Raw genomic sequence first — 18,820 nt, forward strand, 5'->3', positions numbered from 1 at the left:
TATTGGGCGTTCCGTGGCGGATGGCTTCAGTGGCCCACGGCTTCCTCGGCGTACAACACGCCGTCTTTCTCCATCTGGGCGATCTCCTCGGCGTTGTAGCCCAGGCCCTGGGCGATGCTGCGGTTGTGCTGGCCCATCAGCGGCGCGGGCTGGGTCACGGTGGTGCTGCATGCGGAGAAGTGGAACGGCAGGTTGGGCAGCCGCACCTTGCCGATCACCGGATGGTCCTGCTCGAGCAACATGCCGCGCGCCTGCACCTGCGGGTCGGCCAGCACTTCGGCGATGTCCTGCACCTTGGCGCTCGGCACGTCGATCGCGTCGAGCGCGGCCAGGCACTCGGCGACCGTGCGGCTGCTCACCCAGCGCCGCACCACCGGCAACAGTTCGAGCCGGTTCTCGTTGCGACCCGTCAGGCTATGGAAGCGCGTGTCGGCCGCAAAGCCGGGTTGGCCCAGGTCGTTGCCGATCAGCGTGGCCAGCCGCTTCCAGGCGTCGTCCACCTGCGCGGCGATCACCAGGTAACCGTCGGTGGCGGTGAACACGCCGTACAGCGTGGACTGCGGCAGGTCGTGACCGGTCTGTTGCGGGATTTCCTTGCCACCCGACAGCGTGTAGCTCTGCACCGCATATTCGTGCATCGACACCAGGCAATCGTACAGGGCCATGTCGATGTGTTGCCCGCGCCCCGAGCCGATGCGGCCCAGCAGCGCCGCACACACCGCTGCCACACCGTGGATGCCGGTGTACATGTCGCCGAGTGCGATGCGCAGCAGCGGCGGCGCCACGCCCGGCTCGCCGACCATGGCCATGATGCCGCTCTTGGCCTCGGCAATCAGGCCGAAACCGGCGCGGTGAGAGTCTGGGCCGGTATGGCCGTAGGCCGAGACCGAGCAATACACCAGCTTGGGGTTGCGCTCGGAAAGCTCCTTGTAGCCCAGCCCCAGCTTGTCGAGCGCGCCGGGGCGGTAGTTCTCCAGGAACACGTCGGCGGTGTCGGTGAGCTTGTGCATCATGGCCAGCCCGCGCGGATCCTTCAGGTTGATGCACAGGCCTTGCTTGCCCATGTTCTGCTGCAGGAAATAGCCGCTCTGGCCATCGACGAAATAGGCATGGGCACGGCCCGCGTCGCCAGCCGTGGGCCGTTCGACCTTGATCACCTCGGCGCCCATGGCGGCCAGGCAGCGGCCCATGTAGGGGCCGGCCAGGAAGTGGCTGTAGTCGATCACACGGATGCCCTTGAGTGGCAAGGGCTGGCTGTTGTTCGTCATGCGAGGGTCTCCAATCAAAAGGGTCGCATGGTAGGCCTGCCTTGTCCATTCGGCCATCCAATGGACGCAATGAGCCCCATTGCGCGATGCAATGCAACGGCACCGGCAGGTTTCAAGGCTTCTTGCGGGACTGGTCCAGGCGCATGAACAGTTCGCTGCACACGCTGCGCAGCCAGCGGTGGCCGGGATCATCGTGCTGCCGTGCGTGCCAGTGCTGCTTGACGAGGTAGGAAGGGATCTCGAACGGGCAAGGGTACACGCCCACCGCGCCGAGCCCCGCCAGCGTCTCGCCGATCATGCGCGGCACGGTGGCGATCAAATCGGTGCTCGACACGATCGTCGCCAGCCCCAGGAAACCGGGCAGCTCGAGCAGCACATGGCGCTCGATGCGTTGCTCCTTCAGCGCGCCGTCGAGCAGTGCATGGCCGCGGCCGTAGACGATCTCGATGTGGGCTTCGCTCTGGTAGGCCTTGCGCGTCAGCGTGCGGCCGATGCGCGGGTGTTTCTGGTTCACCAGGCAGACGAAATCCTGCGCATACAGCGTCTGCTGGTAAAAGCCGGATTCGAGGCCGGGAATGTAGCCCAGCGCGATGTCGGCCTTGCCGGCCTGCAGTGCTTCAGCGGTGCCGGCATCGATCGGGGCGACGTCGATGCGCACGCCCGGCGCCACACGCCGCAGGTGGGCCAGCAACCGCGGCAGCAGCGTGATGTGGCTCGCGTCGGTCATGCAGACACGAAAGCTGCGCTGCGCCTGGGCCGGGTCGAAGGCCGGGCCGCGGGCGGCCAGGCGGCGCAGCGACTCGATGACCTCGCGCGCGGGCCCGATCAACGCGTCGGCGCGCGGCGTGGGCTGCATGCCGGCGGCGGTGCGCACGAACAGCGGATCGTCCAGCGCATGGCGCAGCTTGGCCAGCCAGATGCTGACGGTCGGCTGGCTCTGGCCGAGCTGTTCGGCGCAGCGCGTCACGCTGCCGGTGGTGTAGAGCAGGTCGAACAGCTGCAGCAGCTTCGCGTCGAGCAGGGCGGCTCCGCCTTCGCCCGTGCCCGAGCGTGGGTGGGCCGTGTTTCTGACGGAAAGACGCGATGCCATTATTGTCTCGTGCAATGGTGGTTATTTCCGTCATTGTATGGACAGTATGGCGGCCTGCACCTATGGTTGCGACCTCGTTGGCCAGGCCGCGACGGCGCCCTGCCGCATTCGAACAAGCGATCAACCAAGCATCCAAAGGTGGAGACATGAAAAAGACTTTCTACAAACTGGCCCTGGCCGCCGCGCTGTCCGGCGCATCCCTGCTGAGCCTCGCGCAATCGGTGCCGGTGACCGGCATCGTCGAACTCTCGGGCCCCGGCGCCACGGCGGGCACCAATTTCGACAACGGCGTGAAGCTCGCGGTGAAGGCCATCAACGCGGCCGGCGGCATGGCCGGCCGCAAGGTCGAGTACACCTCGCTCGATACGCAGACCCAGCCCGGCGTGGCCAAGGCACTGGCCAAGCGGGCCATCGACCAGGGCGCGCAGGTGGTGCTAGGCCCGGTGTTCTCGGGCTCGATCCTGGTCAGCATGAGCGAGACCAGGCAGGCCGAGGTGCTGAACATCGTCGGTGGCGAAGCGGCCAGCATCACGCAGCAGGGCCATCCCTATGTGTTCCGCGCCTCGTTCACGCAGGCGGCGGCCATGCCCAAGGTGGCCACTTACCTTCAGCGCTCGGTCAAGGCCAAGAGCGTCTCGGTGATCTACGTGAACAACGACTTCGGCAAGGGTGGGCGCGACGCGATCGTGAAGGCGCTCGAAGCCAATGGCATCAAGGTCGCGGCCGACATCTCCACCGACAGCGGCCAGGTGGACTTTTCCGCCGCCGTGCTCAAGGCCAAGCAGGCCGATGCCGACGCCTTGTTCGTCTACACCAACGAAGAGGAATCGGCACGCCTGCTGCGCGAGTTGCGCAAGCAGGGCTACACCAAGCCCATCGTCGGCGAATCCACGCTCACCAACGAGAAGGTCATCGAACTCGCCGGTGAAGCGGCCAACGGCATCGTCGGCCACGTGGGCCTGACCGCCGACGCGCCCAACCCCACGGTGCAGGCCTTCACCAAGGCCTATGTTGCCGAATACAAGTCCCGGCCAGACCACAACGCCATGAAGGGCTACATCGGCATGTGGTCGGCCAAGGCCGCCGCCGACAAGGCGGGCAAGATCGATTCCAAGGCCATGGCCGACGCGCTGCACAACCACAGCTTCACGGCCAAGGAATTTCCCGGCCTGTTGTTCGACGTGAGTTACGACGGCAAGGGCGACCTGGACCGGGAAAGCTTCTTCGTGAAGGTGGTGAACGGCAAGTCGGAAGTCATCGAAACGCTGAAGCCGGCCCGCGGCGAAGTAAGGCCAGTTGCCGTGGCCTCTACCGAATACGTCCACGTCGAACGCGAAGGCGGTCTGCTCGTCATCACGCTGAACCGGCCCGAGGTGATGAATGCGCTGCATCTGCCCGCGCACACCGAGCTCTCGCGCATCTTCGACGACTACGCCGCCGATCCGGCGCTGCGCGTGGCCATCATCACCGGCGCGGGCGAGCGTGCGTTCTGTGTCGGCACCGACCTCAAGTCGCTGGCCGTCACCGGCAACTACGACTATCCGCGCGGCGGCTTCGCCGGCATCACCAAACGCTTCGACCTGTGGAAGCCGGTGATCGCCGCGGTCAATGGCATGTGCCTCGGCGGCGGGGTGGAAATCCTGGCCGCCTGCGACCTGGCGGTAGCCTCCCAGCAGGCCCAGTTCGGCCTGCCCGAGCCGCTGGTCGGCCTGGCCGCACTCGGCGGCGGCGCCTTGCAGCGCATCGCGCGGCAGATGTCGATGAAGGACGCAATGTACCTGGCGCTCACCGGCAAACGCATCGATGCAACCGAAGCGCGGCGCATCGGCCTGGTCAACGAGGTCGTGCCGCAGGGCGAGGTGCTGGCGCGTGCCAGGGCGCTTGCGCAGGACATCCTGGCCTGCGCGCCCCTGGCCCTGCAGGCCACGAAACAGGCGATGATGATGAGTTTCAACGAAGCCGATCTCCAACGCGCCATGACCATGACCTATCCCGCCGAAGCCGTGATGCTCGCCAGCCAGGATGCGATAGAAGGTCCGCTCGCGTTCGCGCAGAAGCGCAAGCCCAACTGGACAGGAAAATGAGCGACAGGACCATCCGCTGGGGCATGATCGGCTGCGGCGACGTGGCCGAGGTCAAGAGCGGCCCGGCCTTCTACAAGGCCGAAAATTCTGAACTGGTGGCCGTGATGCGCCGCAACGGCGCACTCGCCGAAGACTTTGCGCGGCGCCACGGCGTGGGCCGTTGGCACGACAATGCCGAAGCCATCATCCAGGCAAGCGACATCGACGCCGTCTACATCGCCACCACCACCGATTCGCACCACGACTACACGCTGCGTTGTGCTGCCGCGGGCAAGGCCGTCTACGTGGAAAAGCCCATGGGTATGAGCCACGCGCAGTGCCTGGCCATGGTGGCCGCCTGCGAGCGGGCTGGCGTACCGCTATGGGTGGGTTTCTACCGCCGCGCGCTGCCGCGCTTCCTGCAGCTGCGCGACATCCTGCAAAGCGGCGTGATCGGGGAGGTGCGTGCCGTCGTCTCGCGGCAGAACCAGAAGCCGCCCACGCCCGAACAATTGCAGGGCCATTTCGTCGCCTGGCGCACCGATGCCGCGCGATCGGGCGGCGGATTTTTCTTCGAGGCCATCGGCCACACCTTCGACATCTTCGATTTTCTGTTCGGGCCGATCGCGCAGGTGCAGGGCATCGCCAGCAACCAGGCCGGGCTGTGGAAAAGCGAAGACATGGTCACGGCCAGCTACCGCTTCGCCTCCGGCGTGCTGGGCAGCGGCGCCTGGTGTTTCGCGGCGGACCGCGACGAGGAATACCACGACATCATCGGCAGCCTGGGCCGCATCCGCTTCTCGGTTTACAAGCCCGTGCCGATGGTGCTCACGGTCGGCGACAAGGTGGAAGAGATTCCCGTGGCCGACCCGCCCCACGTGCACCAGCCGCTGGTGCAGACCATCGTCGACGAGCTGAACGGACAGGGCCGTTGCCCGAGCACCGGCGACAGCGGCGCGCGCACGGGCTGGGTGCTCGACGAAATCCTGAAGGATTTCCGGCGCGACTGATTTGCTATTGTTATGGTAGCGGCTGGCGCAGGATCCAACTGCGCCAGCGCTTGATTTTCCTCTTACTTCAGAGACTGCAGATAGGCCACCAGGTCGGCGCGCTGCTTTGCGTCCGGCAGGCCCGAAAAGGGCATCACATTGCCGGGAATCGCCGCTTGCGGGTTCGCGATGTACGCCTCGAGCTTGGCCGCATCCCAGTTGTACGCGGTGGCCTTCATCGCGCGGCTGTAGCGGAAGCCGGGGAAGCTGCCGACCTTGCGGCCGTCCACGCCCTGCAGGCTCGGGCCCGCGCCGTTCGTGCCGTCGATGCTGTGGCAGGCCGCGCATTGCGCGAACGCGGCTTTGCCCGCGGCCACGTCCTGCGCCTGGGCGGTGGTGATGGAGAGCAGGGCCCAGGCGGCCGTGGTCAGGTGTAAAGCGGTTCTCATCGTGTGTTCCTCAAGTTTCAAAGCATGCGCGGCCGCTCGACATAACGCACCAGGTCGTCGCCCAGGCGCAGCGCCAGCGCGGCCAGCGGGCCGGTCGGGTTGTAGCCCGCGTTGTGGGCGAACACCGAGGCGCCGACCACGAACAGGTTCTGCGCATCCCAGTGCTGCAGATGCGGCGACACCACGCTGGTCTGCGGGTCGGCACCCATGATGGTGCCGCCGGTGATGTGGGTGCTCTGGTAAGCACGGGTGTCGAACAGCGCCGGTGTGGTGGTGGCCGGGGTGATGATGTCGGCGCCGAAGTTCTTCGCGATCTCGTTCTGCTTTTCCGAGATGAATTTGGACACCTTGAGTTCGTTGTCGCGCCAGTTGAAGTTCATGCGGATCAGCGGCTGGCCGTACGAATCCGCGTAGGTCGGGTCCAGGTCCAGATAGTTCTGCCGGTGCGGGTAGCAACTGCCCTGCATGCCGATCGCCATCGAATGCGCATACCAGTCGGCATTGGCCTTCTTCCAGGCGCTGCCCCAGCGCGGTGTGCCCGGCGGCACGCGGCGCGCACCGATCGGCCGGCCGTGGAACATGCTGGCGTTGATGCCCGCGCCGCCGAGGAAGCCCAGGCCGCTGTGGTCGAAGTTGTCGTTGTTGAACTCGTCCATGTAGACCTGGGTACTGCCCGTCGCGAGGAAGGGGTTGAACCACTTGTCCTTCATGAAGATGTTCACGCCGCCGCCGAGCTGGTAACAAAAGTTCTTGCCGACCACGCCGGTGTTGCTCACCGGGTCATAAGGCTTGCCGATCTTGCTGGTGAGCAGCAGCTTGGTGTTGGTCATGGTGAAGGCGCCGAGCACCACCACGTCGGCCGGCTGCTCGTATTCCTGGCCGGTCTGCAGGTCGACGTAGTGCACGCCCGTCACCTTCTTGCCTTTGGCGTCGTAGGTCAGGCCGAGCACATGGCACTGCAGCCGCACCTCGAATGCCTGGCGTTTTTTGAGCATCGGGTACAGCAGTACCTCGGGCGAAGCCTTGGCCTGGGCCTCGCAGATGAAGCGTTCGCAATGGCCGCAGTATTGGCAGGCGCCGAGCTTCTGACCATCCGGGTTGGTGTAGGCGCTCGACGAGTTGGCCGCCGGCGTGGGGAAGGGCTTGTAGCCCATCTTCTCCGCCACGGCCTTGAAGGTCAGGCCGGCCTCGGTGTATTCCAGCGGCTTCTGGGCGTATTCGCCGTCGCGCGGCGCCTCGAACGGATTGCCGCCGGCCACGATCGTGCCGTTGATGTTTCCGGCCTTGCCGGCGATACCGAACAGCTTCTCGAACAGCTCGTGGTACGGCCGCATCTCCTTGTAGCTCGTGCCCCAGTCCTGCAGCGGCATGTCTTTCGGGATCGCCTGCTTGCCGTAGCGCGTCTCGTTGCGCGTCTTGAGCTCCATGTCGTATTCCGACCAGCGCCAGGTGTGGCCGTTCCAGTGGTTGGCCGCACCGCCCAGGCCTTCGCCCGGCAGGAAGGCTTCCATCCAGCGCACCGGCAATGCGGTCTCTTTGGTGTCATGGCGCAGGGTGTAGGTCTGTACCGACCAGTCCTGGATCAGGCCCTGGTGCGTGTCCCAGCGCAGCTCGTCGCGCTGCGTGGGCAGCTTGGCTTCGGCGCCCTTGGTGTGGTCGCTGCCGCGCTCCAGCACCAGCACCTCGATGTTCTTGTCGGTCAACTGGCGCGAGACCAGGCCGGCCGTGAGTCCGCCGCCGACGATGACGACGCGTTTGCTCGGGAGTTTCTTGATCATGATGGTGCTCCCTCAGCTGAAGTCGGCGATGGATTTCGGGTCCTTGGCGCCGGGGAAAGGCTTGCCGCGGAACTGCACCATGTCGATGGTGTGCGTCGCCGGCAGGCCGGGGTAGCCGATCAGCTTCCAGAACACCTTGGCCGTGTTGCCACCGTAGATCGGGTCGGCGAAGCAGGCCTGGTTGAACAGCGGATACACGAGTTCGTTGAACCAGGCCGCCATCGGCAGCCGCGGGTCGGTGACCTTGCCCGCGGCCAGGTCGTTGAGGAAGGCGTCTGCCTCGGCGGGTGTGATCTGGTCGAAGGGCTTGCCGCCGAAGCGCGTGGCGCAGGCTGTATTGGCGGCGGCCACGCCGGCCTTGAAATACTGCTCGGGGGTCAACGGCAGTTGATAGCCGTGCTGCGGCTTGCCTTCGGCCCAGGGGCCTTGCTTGTAGCGGCGCGCGCCCTTGCCGAAATCGCCCGCGAGCTGGCGGTCGATGTAGATGGCCAGTCCGCAGTCCACGCCATTGGGTGTCATGTCGTCGGCCGGACACATCACGTTGACCATGGTCTCGACGAAGGCGGCCTCGTCCTGGCTCAGCGAGAGGTAGCCGACAACGGTGTTCACCACCGGCCCGGGCGCAGCTGGCGTTTGCGTGGCTTGCGCCGCGGCGCCGAGCGAGGCCACTGCGGCCGAGCCGCCGACCAGGCCGGGCGCAAACGGCATGCTGCCGGTGACGGCGGCGATCTGCCTCAGGAAGCCGCGCCGCGCGGGCACGGGTTCATCCTCGTCTCTTCGATTGTCGTTCTGGCTGCTCATGGGCTCGCTCCTGTCGTGGGGTGCCCAGACCGTGAGGCGGTCTGCGGGCAGCACGAATCTACGCAGGCGAAGGGATGGCGTCAGGGTGCGATGGTCATGAACGTCGCATGACGAAAGTCACCCCGCTACCGCAGGTTATTCCGATGGCTGTATATTTAAACAGCTTCCAAGGAACACCGTGGAGATCAACCGCAAACTCGCCATCCTTGCCGACGCCGCCAAATACGATGCCTCGTGCGCGTCAAGCGGTACGTCCAAACGCGACTCGGTCGGCGGGCGCGGCATCGGCTCGACCGAGGGCTCGGGCATCTGCCACAGCTATGCGCCCGACGGCCGCTGCATCTCGCTCTTGAAGATCCTGCTCACCAACTATTGCGCCTACGACTGCCTCTACTGCGTGAACCGCGTCAGCAGCAACGTCGCCCGTGCCAGGTTCACGGTCGAGGAAGTGGTGCAGCTCACGCTCGACTTCTATCGGCGCAATTGCATCGAAGGCCTGTTCCTCAGCTCGGGCATCATCCAGAGCGCCGACTACACCATGGAGCAGGTCGTCGAGGTGGCGCGGGTGCTGCGCGAAGTGCATGATTTCCGCGGCTACATCCATCTGAAGACCATTCCCGAAGCCAGCCCGGAATTGCTGGCGCGCGCCGGCCGGTATGCCGACCGGCTCAGCATCAACGTCGAGTTGCCCACGGTCGAGGGCCTGCATGCGCTCGCACCCGAGAAGGACGGGCAGGCCATCCGGCGCTCGATGGCGCGGCTGCGCATCCACATCGACGATGCGAAGGAGGCGGCCAAACCCCTGGCACCGCGCGCGCAGACGGCTGTGCGCCCGCGCCGGGCGGCGGCGCCGGTGTTCGCGCCGGCGGGGCAAAGCACGCAGATGATCGTCGGCGCCGACGCCACCAGCGACCGCAGCATCCTCACGGCCAGCGCCAGCCTGTATGGCGCGTACCGCCTGCGCCGCGTGTACTACTCGGCGTTCAGCCCGATCCCCGACGCCTCGCGCGCCCTGCCGCTGGCCGCGCCGCCGCTGGTGCGCGAACACCGGCTCTACCAGGCCGATTGGCTGATGCGGTTCTACGGTTTCGCGCATGATGAAATCGTCAGTGCCGACAACGGCATGCTCGCGCTCGACATTGACCCCAAGCTGGCCTGGGCGCTCGCGCACCGCGAACACTTCCCGGTCGACCTGAACCGTGCCGCGAAAGAGATGCTGCTGCGCGTGCCCGGCCTCGGCGTGAAGTCGGTGGAAAAGCTGCTGCAGGCGCGGCGCATCCGTACGCTGCGCATCGACGACGTGTCGCGCCTCCACGTGCCGTTGAAAACCATCCTGCCCTTCATCAGCGTGCCGGGCGTGGGCGCGCGCAACGGACTCGACGATGCCGCGCTGGCCGCGCGCCTCAAACCCGCGCCGCGCCAGGCTTCGCTGTTCGATGCGGAGCCGGTGCATGCCTGAGATCAGCGCGGTGACACGCACGGTGTCGCTGGCCGCCGAGGACGATCTCCCCGGGTTCCGCCGCGCTGCACGCAGGCTGGTGGCCGAGGGCGTGGTGCCGGAAGACGTGAGCTGGTTCGTGCGTTCGACGGCCGAAGCCGATCTGTTCGACACCGGTCGTGGCGTGGACGGTGCGGTGGACCCGGCGCCCGCACTGATGCTGCCCGCCTTCTTCGCCGCCGGGTGCCAGCACGCCGGCCTGCATGCCGATCCCGGGCGCTTCGGCCTGCTGTACCGACTGCTCTGGCGCCTGGTCCATGAGCCCGGCCTGCGCCACGACCCGCTCGACGCCGACCGCGTGGCCATGGAGCAGATGGCACGCGCCGTGCGGCGCGACCAGCACAAGATGACCGCCTTCGTGCGCTTTCGCCCGCTGGCCGTACCCGCCGACGAAGGCGAGGGCGCCGCCGAAACCATCCACGTGGCCTGGTTCGAACCCCAGCACCACACACTGCGCGCCACGGCACCATTTTTCGCGCGGCGCTTCGCCCAGATGGCGTGGGCCATCCTCACGCCCGAACGCAGCGCGCGCTGGGATGGCCGGCGCCTGTCCTTCGGCCCCGGTGCGCGGCGCGAGGACGCCCCTGCGGCCGATGCTGGCGAACAGCTCTGGCTCACCTACTACGAGAACATCTTCAACCCTGCGCGGCTCAAGCTGAAGATGATGCAGAAGGAAATGCCGCGCTTCTATTGGAAGAACCTGCCCGAGGCCGCGCTGATCCAGCCGCTCACGGCGTTGTCAGCCGAGCGTAGCGGCCGAATGGTCGAGCAAGCCGCGAGTGAACCGGTGCGGCGGCGCTCGGCGGCGTCGCTCGCGCTGCGCATCGAGCCTGCGGCCATGGGTGTGGTGGGCGCTGCCACCTCACTGGAAGACCTGCGCACAGCCACCGAGCGCTGCCGTGCCTGCCCGATTGGCCACGCCGCGACCCAGGCCGTGCCGGGCGAAGGGCCCGTCGGCGCGCGGCTGATGTTCGTGGGGGAACAGCCCGGTGACCAGGAGGACCTGCACGGCCGCCCCTTCGTCGGACCGGCGGGGCAACTGCTCGCCCGGGCCATGGCCGAACTCGGCGTCGAGCGCGCTTCGGTCTACCTCACCAACGCCGTCCGGCATTTCAAGTTCGAACCCCGCGGCAAGCGGCGCATCCACAAGACCCCGGCGCAGCAGGAGGCCGCGGCCTGCGCGCATTGGCTTGAGGAGGAGATCGCGATGGTCCAGCCGGGTGCGCTCGTCGCCCTCGGCGCCACGGCCGCGCGTTCGCTGCTGGGCCGGCCGGTGGCGGTGACGGCCGAGCGCGGCCGGTGGCTGGGCCGTGCGGATGGCCGGCAGGTGCTCGTCACCCTGCACCCGGCGGCACTGCTGCGCATGGCGCCGCATCAGTTCGATGCAGCGTTCGCCGCGTGGCTGGCCGATCTGCGACTGGCGTTCGAGGGTTCAGCGGCGTTGGCGTAGGGCGATGACGGCCAGCTCGGTGCGCGTGGCCGCATGCAGCTTTTCCATGATGCGGCTCACGTAGTTCTTCACCGTGCCCTCGGCCAGGAACACCGTCTCGGCGATCTGCCGGTTGGTTTTGCCAGCGGCGATCAAACGCAGGATGTTTTCTTCCTTGTCGTTGAGCGCGGCGTCGGAAGGTTCGACCGGTGTATTGGGCAGGGGGGCATTGCGCGGGCCGGCGGCATCGGCCAGCTGCTGGAACTGGTCGAGCAGCTTGCGCGCGATCAGGGGCGTGAGGCGCGACTCGCCCCGGTGCAGGGCGCGCACCGCGTCGAGCACCTCGGCTTCGCCCGCGTCCTTGAGCAGGTAGGCGCGGGCGCCGGCGCGTACTGCCTCGAATACCAGGTCGTCGGTGTCGAAGGTGGTCAGCACCAGCACCTGCGTGGCCGGTCGCGCCAGCGTGATCTCGCGCGTGGCCGCCACGCCGCCCTGGCGCGGCATGTTCAGGTCCATCAGCACCACGTCGGGCTGCAGGCGCGCGGCCTGCACCACAGCCTCGATGCCGTCGGCGGCTTCGCCCACGACCTCGATGTCGGGCTCCATCGACAGCATCAGCGTCATGCCGCGGCGGATCAGCGCCTGGTCGTCGGCCACCATGACACGAATGCGTGGTGCAGGGGCGGCGTTGGAGGGGCCGTTGGGTGTGTGTGGCATGGCGGGGGTGTTCATGGCGCAGGATCGTCCTTCCTGCGATTCTGCCCCGGCACGGGCGGTGCGGTGCTGCGCAGCAGCTCGTGGATGCGGCCAACCACTGGCGACGGCAAGCCGGCCGTCAGAAAGTCGAGCACGGCCAGCACGGCGGCATGGGCCTGCGCCGGCGTCAGTCCGGCGCGCCGTGCAACGAGGGCGATCAGTTGGTCCACGGCGTGGTTCCTGTGAGGGCGGGGCCGGCAGGCCCGCCACCGGGCCGCCACCGTGGGCCTAATTTACCCGTGCGGCTTGGCGCCAGGGCAGGCCATCGGGCACGATGGCATGGTGACTTTGGTCATGAGCCGACCGCGGCGCGCAACGGACCTAGCTCAGCCAGCCCTTGCGGCTGAAGTACCACATCGGCACCAGCGCGCTGGCGACCATCAGCACCACCACGTACGGGTAGCTCAGGGTCGCGCCCAGCCATTCGAGCTCCGGGAACTTCATGTTCATGCCGTAGATGCTGGCCACGAGTGTGGGCGGCAGCAGGGCTACGCTGGCCACCGAGAAGATCTTGATGATCTTGTTCTGGTTGATGTTGATGAAACCGACCGTCGCGTCCATCAGGAAGTTGATCTTGTCGAACAAAAACGCCGTGTGGTTGTCCAGCGATTCGATGTCGCGCAGGATCTGGCGCGCCTCCTCGAATTGTTCGGCCTTGAGCATCTTGCTGCGCATCATGAAGCTCACGGCGCGGCGCGTGTCCATCACGTTGCGGCGGATGCGGCTGTTCAAATCCTCATGGCGGGCGATTTCACCCAGTACGACGCTGGCCAGCGCATCGGTCATGTTGCCCGACAACACCTGCTCGCTCACTTTCTTGAGTTCGTCGTAGATGTTCTCCAGCGTGTCGGCGGAGTATTCGGCGTCCGCATCGAACAGCTTGAGCAGCACTTCCTTGGCGTCTTCGATCAGCCCCGGTGCGCGCCGCGCACGCATGCGCAACAGGCGAAACACCGGCACGTCTTCGTCGTGGATCGAGAACAGCACGCCGCGGCTGCGCAGCTCGGTGTTGTGCTGGTTGAGGATGAAGGCGACACGCACGGAACGCGGGTCTTCGTCGTCATCGATCAAAAAGTCGCTGCGGATGTGCAGCTCGCCGTTGTCTTCTTCGTAGAAACGCGCGGATTCCTCGATGTCCTCGTCCATCGCGTCTTCCGGGATGGACAGGCCGTAATACTGCTTGACCCAGCGTTTTTCCTCGACGGTAGGCGATTCGAGGTCGACCCAGATCGGCTGGAACTGCGAGAGTTCCTCGAGCGATTCGATCTCTTCCTGGACCAGGCGGCCGTTGGCGAGCGTGAAGATATTGAGCATGGCACTCCCTGGATTGGTTCTACTTTTGCGGGATGGGTTCGGCTTCCAACCCCGTGCAGCGCAGGGAGTTGAAAGCTAGCGACTGGGGCTGCTTTCCATGGGAGGGGCTCCGTTGAAGACGTGCGGGATTATCGCACCGCAACATGAACGCTTCGGGCGGAATCTGCGGTTCCGCACGGTTTTGCTGCGCTGAAACGGGGTGGCGGTACGTCATTCGCGCAGGCTTGCAGCTTCTGGCAGGGGGCTGCGGAAATACGCTTGCTTTTCGATTTCAGGCGGCGCATAGTGAATTTTCCTTAACCCGGAAATGAAGAGGCAATACATGAACCTGACGATCAGCGGCCATCATCTTGACGTGACCCCCGCCCTGCGCAGCTACGTGACCACCAAGCTCGACCGCATCACCCGGCACTTCGACCAGGTGGTCGATGTCAAGGTGCTGTTGACGGTGGAAAAGCAGAAGGAGAAGCAGGGACGTCAACGCGCCGAGTGCAACATCCATGTGAAGGGCAATGACATGTTCGCCGAATGTTCGCATGAGGACCTCTACGCCGCTGTGGATGAATTGGTTGACAAGCTGGACCGGCAGGTCGTCCGCCACAAGGACCGGGTGCAGGACCACCACCATGCGGCCTCCAAACGCCTGATGTAATCCCGCACTCGCCGTCCGCGCCAATGGGCGCGCCGATCAAGCCGCCGGCCTTCTGGCGGCTTTTTTGTTGCGGCGCCGCAAGGCGTGCATAATTCGCAGTTCGATATGAACCGCCTAGCGTCCATCCTGCCTCCCGCTCAAGTGCTCGTGAGCGTCGATGCCACCAGCAAAAAACGTGCTTTCGAGGAAGCCGGCCTGCTGTTTGAGAATCTGCACGGGCTGAGCCGGGCGCTGATCACCGACAGCCTGTTCGCACGCGAACGCCTGGGCTCCACCGGCCTGGGCCACGGCGTAGCCATTCCCCATGGTCGCATCAAGGGCCTGAAGGCGCCGATGGCGGCGGTGGTGCAACTGGCGCAGCCCATCGGTTTCGACGCGCCGGACGAACAACCCGTGGCGCTGTTGATCTTCCTGCTGGTGCCGGAGGCGGCGACGCAGAAGCACCTGGAAATCCTGTCGGAGATCGCGGAGCTGCTCAGCGATGCGCCGCTGCGCGAGAAGATCAAGACGGCGGCCGATGCCGGCAGCCTGCACGAGCTGATCTCCACCTGGCAATCGGCACAGCCCGCCTGAATACCTTTTTCGGCTTGCCGCTTTGAAACCCACTGTCGTCAGCGCCGACGTCATGTTCGAAGCCTTCCGCGGCCTGCTGCGGTGGGAATGGGTGGCCGGCCTCGGCGCTTCCGAACGCCGGTTCGACGAGGTCGCCGTGCGTGCCGCCACCTCCGGCGCCGACCTCGTGGGCTACCTCAACTACATCCATCCTTACCGCGTGCAGATCATGGGCACGCGCGAGGTGGCCTACCTGACCAGTGCCACGCCCGAAGACTGTGCGCGGCGCATTGCGCGCATCGTCACACTCGAGCCGCCGGTGCTGATCCTGGCCGACGGCCAGGCCGCGCCCGACGCCCTGCTGTCGATGTGCGAACGCGCGCAGATTCCGATGTTTTCCACGCAGGAATCCGCGGCCTTCGTGATCGACGTGCTGCGCGCCTACCTGGCCAAGCACTTCGCCGACCGCACCTCGATGCACGGCGTGTTCATGGACATTCTCGGGCTGGGCGTGATGATCACGGGCGAATCCGGCCTGGGCAAGAGCGAGCTCGGCCTGGAGCTGATCTCGCGCGGCAACGGCCTGGTGGCCGACGACGCGGTGGATCTGTTCCGCATCAACCAGACCACCATCGAAGGCCGCTGTCCCGAGCTGCTGCAGAACCTGCTGGAGGTGCGCGGCATCGGCTTGCTGGACATCCGCGGCATCTTCGGCGAGACGGCGGTGCGCCGCAAGATGCGGCTGAAGCTCATCGTGCATCTGGTGCGCAAGGAAACCATGGAACGCGAATACGAGCGGCTGCCGTATGAGCCGCTCACGCAGGACGTGCTCGGCGTGCCGGTGCGCAAGGTCATCATCCAGGTGGTGGCCGGGCGCAACATCGCGGTGCTGGTCGAAGCGGCGGTGCGCAACACCATCCTTCAGCTACGCGGCATCGACACCTACCAGGAATTCGTCGAGCGCCACCGCAAGGCCATGGAAGAGTAGACGGGCTCAGTGCCCTGGCGAAGTGGATTGGGCGTTCCTGGCGCAGTTCACGCACAGTCCGTACAAGGCCATCGCGTGGTCGTGCACCACCCAACCCTTGCTCTTCGCCACGATCTGCTGGCGCTTCTCGATTTCCGCGTCGAAGAATTCCTCCACCGCGCCGCACGAGGTGCAGACGAAATGGTCGTGGTGCCGGCCTTCGTTGAGTTCGTAGACGGCCTTGCCCGACTCGAAGTGGCTGCGCGACAGGATGCCGGCCTGCTCGAACTGCGTGAGCACGCGATACACCGTGGCCAGGCCGATGTCGGAGCGCTCGAGCAGCAGCACGCGGAACACGTCTTCGGCCGTCATGTGGCGCAATTCGCCCTTCTGGAAGATCTCCATGATCTTCAGGCGGGGCAGGGTGGCCTTCAGGCCGGTGCTTTTGAGTTCGTCGATATTCGCCATGGCTGGACTGACTTTCTGACGCCTGCGGCGTAGAGGAACGGACGGCGCGCCCTGGAGAAACCATGGAATCGGTGTCAGGGGGCAGCCGCTACAATGGCCGATCATATCGCTACGTCCATGCCCATGTTTGCACCTCTGCCACGCGGCTCGTCGTCCGCCCTGATCCTTGCGGTCTGCGCCTTGCTCGGCGCCTGCTCTACCGTGGATGACGCGTCGCGCAAGTTCGCGAATTCGATCACACCGTACAAGGTCGAAGTCGTGCAGGGCAACTTCGTCTCCAGGGAACAGGTCGAGGCGCTCAAGCCCGGCATGCCGCGCCAGCAGGTGAAGGACATCCTGGGCACCCCGCTGCTGCAGAGTGTGTTCCATGCCGACCGCTGGGACTACGTGTTCACCATGCGCCGCCAGGGCCTGGAGCCGCAGGCGCGCCAGCTCACCGTGTACTTCAAGGACAACCTGCTGACCAAGGTCGAGGGTGATCCCATGCCCTCCGAGGCCGAATTCGTGGCCCTGCTCGGCGAAGCCCACAAGGTGCGCAAGATCCCCGACCTCGAAGCCAGCGAAGACAGCCTGAAATCCTTCGCCAAATCCGAGGCGCCGGCCAAACCGGCCGCGACGCCGGCCGCGCCGCTGCCGCCGTTGCCCACCAGCTACCCTCCGCTCGAACCAGCCGCCAAATAAGGCTGGGCGTCGGTTTTTCATGACAGATTCTTCGGGCGCCATGGCTTCGCATTCCACTTCTTCCAATCCCCTGCACGCGGTGGCCGTGGCGGGTGCTTCCGGCCGCATGGGCCACATGCTGATCGAGGCCATCCGCGCCGCCGACGACTGCGTGCTCGCGGGTGCGCTCGACGTTGCCGAGAGCCCCGGCATCGGCACCGACGCTTCCGGCTTCCTCGGCCATGCCTCTGGCGTGCTGATCACCGCCGACCTCGACGCCGGCCTCAAGGCGGCCGAAGTGCTGATCGACTTCACGCGGCCCGAGGGCACGATCGCACACCTGCGCGCCTGCCGCCGCCTGGGCGTGAACATGGTGATCGGCACCACCGGCTTCAGCGATGCGCACAAGGCCGAGATCGCCGAGGCCGCGCAGGACATCGCCATCATGATGGCGCCGAACATGAGCGTGGGCGTCAACGTCACGCTCAAGCTGCTGGAGATGGCGGCCAAGGCCATGGCCACCGGCTACGACATCGAGATCATCGAGGCGCACCACCGGCACAAGGTCGATGCGCCATCCGGCACGGCGCTGAAGATGGGCGAGGTCATCGCCGGCGCGCTCGGCCGTGACCTGAAGGATTGCGCCGTCTACGCGCGCGAGGGCATCACCGGCGAGCGCGATCCGTCGAGCATCGGCTTCGCCGCCATCCGCGGCGGCGACATCGTGGGCGACCACACGGTGCTGTTCGCGGGCACCGGCGAACGCATCGAGATCAGCCACAAGTCGTCGAGCCGCACCACCTACGCCCAGGGCGGGCTGCGCGCGGCGCGTTTCCTGGCTGGCCGCAAGAGCGGGCTGTTCGACATGTTCGACGTGCTGGGCCTGAAGTAGCTTTCCGTTTCAGATGACGCTGCTGCACCTGTTCGAACAAGGCGACCTGGTGAGTCGGCTGGTGGTGTTGCTGCTGCTGGCCATGTCGATTTCGAGCTGGGTGGTGATCCTGTGGAAGGGCTGGCTGCTGCGCCGCGCCAGCGCCGACGTGGCCCGCAGCACCGCCGCTTTCTGGCAGGCGCCCAGCGTGGCCGAGGCGGGTTCGCGGGTGGCCGCCTTCGACCGGTCGGCGCTGGTGCTGCCGCTGATCGACGCCTCCCGGGCCCTCCAGGCCGCGGCCGGCGGCACCCTGGCCGCCTCCGGCGATCGCGCCCAGCAACTCACGCGCGTGCTGCGCGACGCCCTGCACGCGGTGCTGCACAAGCTCCAGTTCGGTCAGGTATTGCTGGCCACCGTGGGTTCCACCGCGCCCTTCGTCGGCCTGCTCGGCACGGTCTGGGGCATCTACCATGCGCTGACCGCGATCTCGCAGGCCGGCCAGATCAGCATCGACAAGATCGCCGGCCCGGTGGGCGAGGCGCTGATCATGACGGCGGCCGGCCTGGCCGTGGCGATTCCGGCCGTGCTTGCCTACAACGTGCTCGGCCGCCTGATCGGCCGCATCGAGGCCGATCTCGAAGGTTTCGCGCGTGACCTGCGGGAACTGCTGGCCGGGCATTTGCCCGCCATCGAAGAGGATTGATCGTGGCGTTCGGGCGATTGGAACGCACCAAAGGCGCCGCGCCGATGAGCGACATCAACATGACGCCGCTCATCGACGTGATGCTGGTGCTGCTGGTGATCTTCATCATCACGGCGCCGCTGCTGGCGAGTTCGGTGCGGCTCGACCTGCCCAAAACCGAGGCCGCCAAGGCCGATGGCACGGCGCGGTTCATCACGCTCGTGCTCGACAAGAGCGGCCAGGTCTTCGTGAACGACCGCCCCGTGGATGCCGCCGAGCTCGCGCGCCAGCTTGGCGCAGCGGCCGAAAGAAATCCCGACACCGAAGTGCAGCTGCGCGCCGACACGGCCGTGCCCTACGGCCGGGTGGTCGAGGTCATCGGCGCGGCGCAGAAGGCCGGGCTGGGCCGCATCGGCTTCGTGGCCGATCCGTCGAAATAGCGCGGCTCACCCGTCCACGGCCCGTGGGCTCGCGTGCATCCGCCTAAAATCCAGGCATCGCAGCTTCGCGCTGCCCCTCATTGCGACCGCCAC

General features: G+C 66.3%; 20 protein-coding genes. 11 read left to right on the forward strand and 9 right to left on the reverse strand.

Annotated elements, in window-relative coordinates:
• Positions 1-26 precede the first annotated feature (26 nt).
• Together RD110_RS02745 and RD110_RS02750 are read right to left on the reverse strand one after the other, a co-directional pair.
• The gene (locus RD110_RS02745; RefSeq protein ID WP_076196458.1) at positions 27-1,268 is read right to left on the reverse strand and encodes a CaiB/BaiF CoA transferase family protein; all 1,242 of its coding nucleotides are present in this window, start codon (positions 1,266-1,268) and stop codon (positions 27-29) included.
• Positions 1,269-1,380: 112 nt separating this feature from the next.
• A complete protein-coding gene (locus RD110_RS02750; protein ID WP_083686071.1) occupies positions 1,381-2,358 on the reverse strand; it encodes a LysR family transcriptional regulator in 978 nt (325 codons plus the stop codon).
• A 146-nt stretch (positions 2,359-2,504) separates the two neighbouring features.
• On the opposite strand from RD110_RS02750, the gene RD110_RS28885 reads away from it, so the two are divergent.
• Both RD110_RS28885 and RD110_RS02760 read left to right on the forward strand, forming a co-directional pair.
• Entirely contained in the window at positions 2,505-4,442 is a 1,938-nt protein-coding gene (locus tag RD110_RS28885) for an ABC transporter substrate-binding protein (protein WP_076196470.1), read from the forward strand.
• Complete coding sequence (locus RD110_RS02760; RefSeq protein WP_076196472.1) at positions 4,439-5,431, forward strand: Gfo/Idh/MocA family protein; 993 nt, start codon at positions 4,439-4,441, stop codon at positions 5,429-5,431. The genes RD110_RS28885 and RD110_RS02760 overlap by 4 nt, the downstream gene beginning before the upstream one ends.
• A gap of 62 nt (positions 5,432-5,493) precedes the next feature.
• On the opposite strand, the gene RD110_RS02765 is transcribed toward RD110_RS02760, so the two are convergent.
• From RD110_RS02765 to RD110_RS02775, 3 genes are read right to left on the reverse strand one after another with little or no spacing between them, the layout of a single operon-like run.
• On the reverse strand, positions 5,494-5,859 hold the full coding sequence (locus RD110_RS02765) for a c-type cytochrome (RefSeq protein WP_076196474.1): 366 nt from the start codon (positions 5,857-5,859) through the stop codon (positions 5,494-5,496).
• Positions 5,860-5,876: 17 nt separating this feature from the next.
• Positions 5,877-7,637 (reverse strand): GMC family oxidoreductase, encoded by a 1,761-nt coding sequence (locus RD110_RS02770; RefSeq protein ID WP_076196476.1) that lies wholly within the window; start codon positions 7,635-7,637, stop codon positions 5,877-5,879.
• A gap of 12 nt (positions 7,638-7,649) precedes the next feature.
• On the reverse strand, positions 7,650-8,438 hold the full coding sequence (locus RD110_RS02775) for a gluconate 2-dehydrogenase subunit 3 family protein (RefSeq protein ID WP_076196478.1): 789 nt from the start codon (positions 8,436-8,438) through the stop codon (positions 7,650-7,652).
• A 178-nt stretch (positions 8,439-8,616) separates the two neighbouring features.
• On the opposite strand from RD110_RS02775, the gene RD110_RS02780 reads away from it, so the two are divergent.
• Complete coding sequence (locus RD110_RS02780) at positions 8,617-9,897, forward strand: putative DNA modification/repair radical SAM protein (RefSeq protein ID WP_076196480.1); 1,281 nt, start codon at positions 8,617-8,619, stop codon at positions 9,895-9,897.
• Positions 9,890-11,386 carry a UdgX family uracil-DNA binding protein gene (locus tag RD110_RS02785; protein ID WP_076196482.1) on the forward strand — a complete coding sequence of 499 codons (1,497 nt, stop codon included), beginning with the start codon at positions 9,890-9,892 and terminating at the stop codon, positions 11,384-11,386. The genes RD110_RS02780 and RD110_RS02785 overlap by 8 nt, the downstream gene beginning before the upstream one ends.
• Here RD110_RS02785 and RD110_RS02790 read toward each other — a convergent pair.
• The 3 genes from RD110_RS02790 to corA all read right to left on the reverse strand — a co-directional run bounded on the left by RD110_RS02790 (position 11,369) and on the right by corA (position 13,435).
• Entirely contained in the window at positions 11,369-12,097 is a 729-nt protein-coding gene (locus RD110_RS02790) for a response regulator transcription factor (protein WP_083686072.1), read from the reverse strand. The two genes, RD110_RS02785 and RD110_RS02790, sit on opposite strands and share 18 nt — an antisense overlap.
• A complete protein-coding gene (locus RD110_RS02795) occupies positions 12,094-12,291 on the reverse strand; it encodes an HU family DNA-binding protein (RefSeq protein ID WP_076196484.1) in 198 nt (65 codons plus the stop codon). Before RD110_RS02795 ends, RD110_RS02790 begins: the two co-directional genes overlap by 4 nt.
• Before the next feature lie 151 nt (positions 12,292-12,442).
• Entirely contained in the window at positions 12,443-13,435 is a 993-nt protein-coding gene (gene corA, locus RD110_RS02800) for a magnesium/cobalt transporter CorA (RefSeq protein WP_076196486.1), read from the reverse strand.
• Positions 13,436-13,757: 322 nt separating this feature from the next.
• Here corA and hpf point away from each other — a divergent pair, with 322 nt between their 5' ends.
• The 3 genes from hpf (at position 13,758) to hprK (ending at position 15,627) form a co-directional block, all read left to right on the forward strand.
• Positions 13,758-14,087: a ribosome hibernation-promoting factor, HPF/YfiA family gene (gene hpf / locus RD110_RS02805; protein ID WP_076204295.1), complete on the forward strand. Its 330-nt coding sequence runs from the start codon at positions 13,758-13,760 to the stop codon at positions 14,085-14,087.
• Positions 14,088-14,192: 105 nt separating this feature from the next.
• Positions 14,193-14,660 carry a PTS sugar transporter subunit IIA gene (locus RD110_RS02810; protein ID WP_076196488.1) on the forward strand — a complete coding sequence of 156 codons (468 nt, stop codon included), beginning with the start codon at positions 14,193-14,195 and terminating at the stop codon, positions 14,658-14,660.
• A 22-nt stretch (positions 14,661-14,682) separates the two neighbouring features.
• A complete protein-coding gene (hprK, locus tag RD110_RS02815) occupies positions 14,683-15,627 on the forward strand; it encodes an HPr(Ser) kinase/phosphatase (RefSeq protein WP_076196490.1) in 945 nt (314 codons plus the stop codon).
• A 6-nt stretch (positions 15,628-15,633) separates the two neighbouring features.
• Here the strand turns inward: hprK and fur are convergent, their stop codons facing one another.
• Positions 15,634-16,074: a ferric iron uptake transcriptional regulator gene (gene fur, locus RD110_RS02820; protein ID WP_076196503.1), complete on the reverse strand. Its 441-nt coding sequence runs from the start codon at positions 16,072-16,074 to the stop codon at positions 15,634-15,636.
• Positions 16,075-16,197: 123 nt separating this feature from the next.
• Between fur and RD110_RS02825 the strand changes: the two genes are divergently transcribed.
• Genes RD110_RS02825 through RD110_RS02840 form a run of 4 tightly spaced genes read left to right on the forward strand, consistent with a single transcriptional unit; the run spans position 16,198 to position 18,727 of the window.
• Positions 16,198-16,755, forward strand: coding sequence for an outer membrane protein assembly factor BamE (locus RD110_RS02825; protein ID WP_394329436.1), 558 nt, complete (start codon positions 16,198-16,200; stop codon positions 16,753-16,755).
• Between the two features lie 19 nt (positions 16,756-16,774).
• Complete coding sequence (gene dapB, locus RD110_RS02830) at positions 16,775-17,626, forward strand: 4-hydroxy-tetrahydrodipicolinate reductase (RefSeq protein ID WP_076196505.1); 852 nt, start codon at positions 16,775-16,777, stop codon at positions 17,624-17,626.
• 13 nt (positions 17,627-17,639) lie between these two features.
• The gene (locus RD110_RS02835) at positions 17,640-18,308 is read left to right on the forward strand and encodes a MotA/TolQ/ExbB proton channel family protein (protein ID WP_076196507.1); all 669 of its coding nucleotides are present in this window, start codon (positions 17,640-17,642) and stop codon (positions 18,306-18,308) included.
• Positions 18,309-18,310: 2 nt separating this feature from the next.
• Complete coding sequence (locus RD110_RS02840; protein WP_076204299.1) at positions 18,311-18,727, forward strand: ExbD/TolR family protein; 417 nt, start codon at positions 18,311-18,313, stop codon at positions 18,725-18,727.
• Positions 18,728-18,820 lie beyond the last annotated feature (93 nt).

The organism is Rhodoferax koreense (assembly GCF_001955695.1).
In the GTDB taxonomy this organism is placed as follows: domain Bacteria; phylum Pseudomonadota; class Gammaproteobacteria; order Burkholderiales; family Burkholderiaceae_C; genus Rhodoferax_B; species Rhodoferax_B koreensis.

Bases quoted from the DNA above. Each gene is read 5' to 3' on its own strand.
- RD110_RS02770 (WP_076196476.1), bottom strand. From the start codon at position 7,637: ATGATCAAGAAACTCCCGAGCAAACGCGTCGTCATCGTCGGCGGCGGA.
- RD110_RS28885 (WP_076196470.1), top strand. From the start codon at position 2,505: ATGAAAAAGACTTTCTACAAACTGGCCCTGGCCGCCGCGCTGTCCGGC.
- corA (WP_076196486.1), bottom strand. From the start codon at position 13,435: ATGCTCAATATCTTCACGCTCGCCAACGGCCGCCTGGTCCAGGAAGAG.
- RD110_RS02785 (WP_076196482.1), top strand. From the start codon at position 9,890: ATGCCTGAGATCAGCGCGGTGACACGCACGGTGTCGCTGGCCGCCGAG.
- RD110_RS02810 (WP_076196488.1), top strand. From the start codon at position 14,193: ATGAACCGCCTAGCGTCCATCCTGCCTCCCGCTCAAGTGCTCGTGAGC.
- RD110_RS02790 (WP_083686072.1), bottom strand. From the start codon at position 12,097: ATGAACACCCCCGCCATGCCACACACACCCAACGGCCCCTCCAACGCC.
- fur (WP_076196503.1), bottom strand. From the start codon at position 16,074: ATGGCGAATATCGACGAACTCAAAAGCACCGGCCTGAAGGCCACCCTG.
- RD110_RS02745 (WP_076196458.1), bottom strand. From the start codon at position 1,268: ATGACGAACAACAGCCAGCCCTTGCCACTCAAGGGCATCCGTGTGATC.
- RD110_RS02760 (WP_076196472.1), top strand. From the start codon at position 4,439: ATGAGCGACAGGACCATCCGCTGGGGCATGATCGGCTGCGGCGACGTG.
- RD110_RS02825 (WP_394329436.1), top strand. From the start codon at position 16,198: ATGTTTGCACCTCTGCCACGCGGCTCGTCGTCCGCCCTGATCCTTGCG.
- RD110_RS02775 (WP_076196478.1), bottom strand. From the start codon at position 8,438: ATGAGCAGCCAGAACGACAATCGAAGAGACGAGGATGAACCCGTGCCC.
- RD110_RS02835 (WP_076196507.1), top strand. From the start codon at position 17,640: ATGACGCTGCTGCACCTGTTCGAACAAGGCGACCTGGTGAGTCGGCTG.
- hpf (WP_076204295.1), top strand. From the start codon at position 13,758: ATGAACCTGACGATCAGCGGCCATCATCTTGACGTGACCCCCGCCCTG.
- RD110_RS02750 (WP_083686071.1), bottom strand. From the start codon at position 2,358: ATGGCATCGCGTCTTTCCGTCAGAAACACGGCCCACCCACGCTCGGGC.
- dapB (WP_076196505.1), top strand. From the start codon at position 16,775: ATGACAGATTCTTCGGGCGCCATGGCTTCGCATTCCACTTCTTCCAAT.
- RD110_RS02765 (WP_076196474.1), bottom strand. From the start codon at position 5,859: ATGAGAACCGCTTTACACCTGACCACGGCCGCCTGGGCCCTGCTCTCC.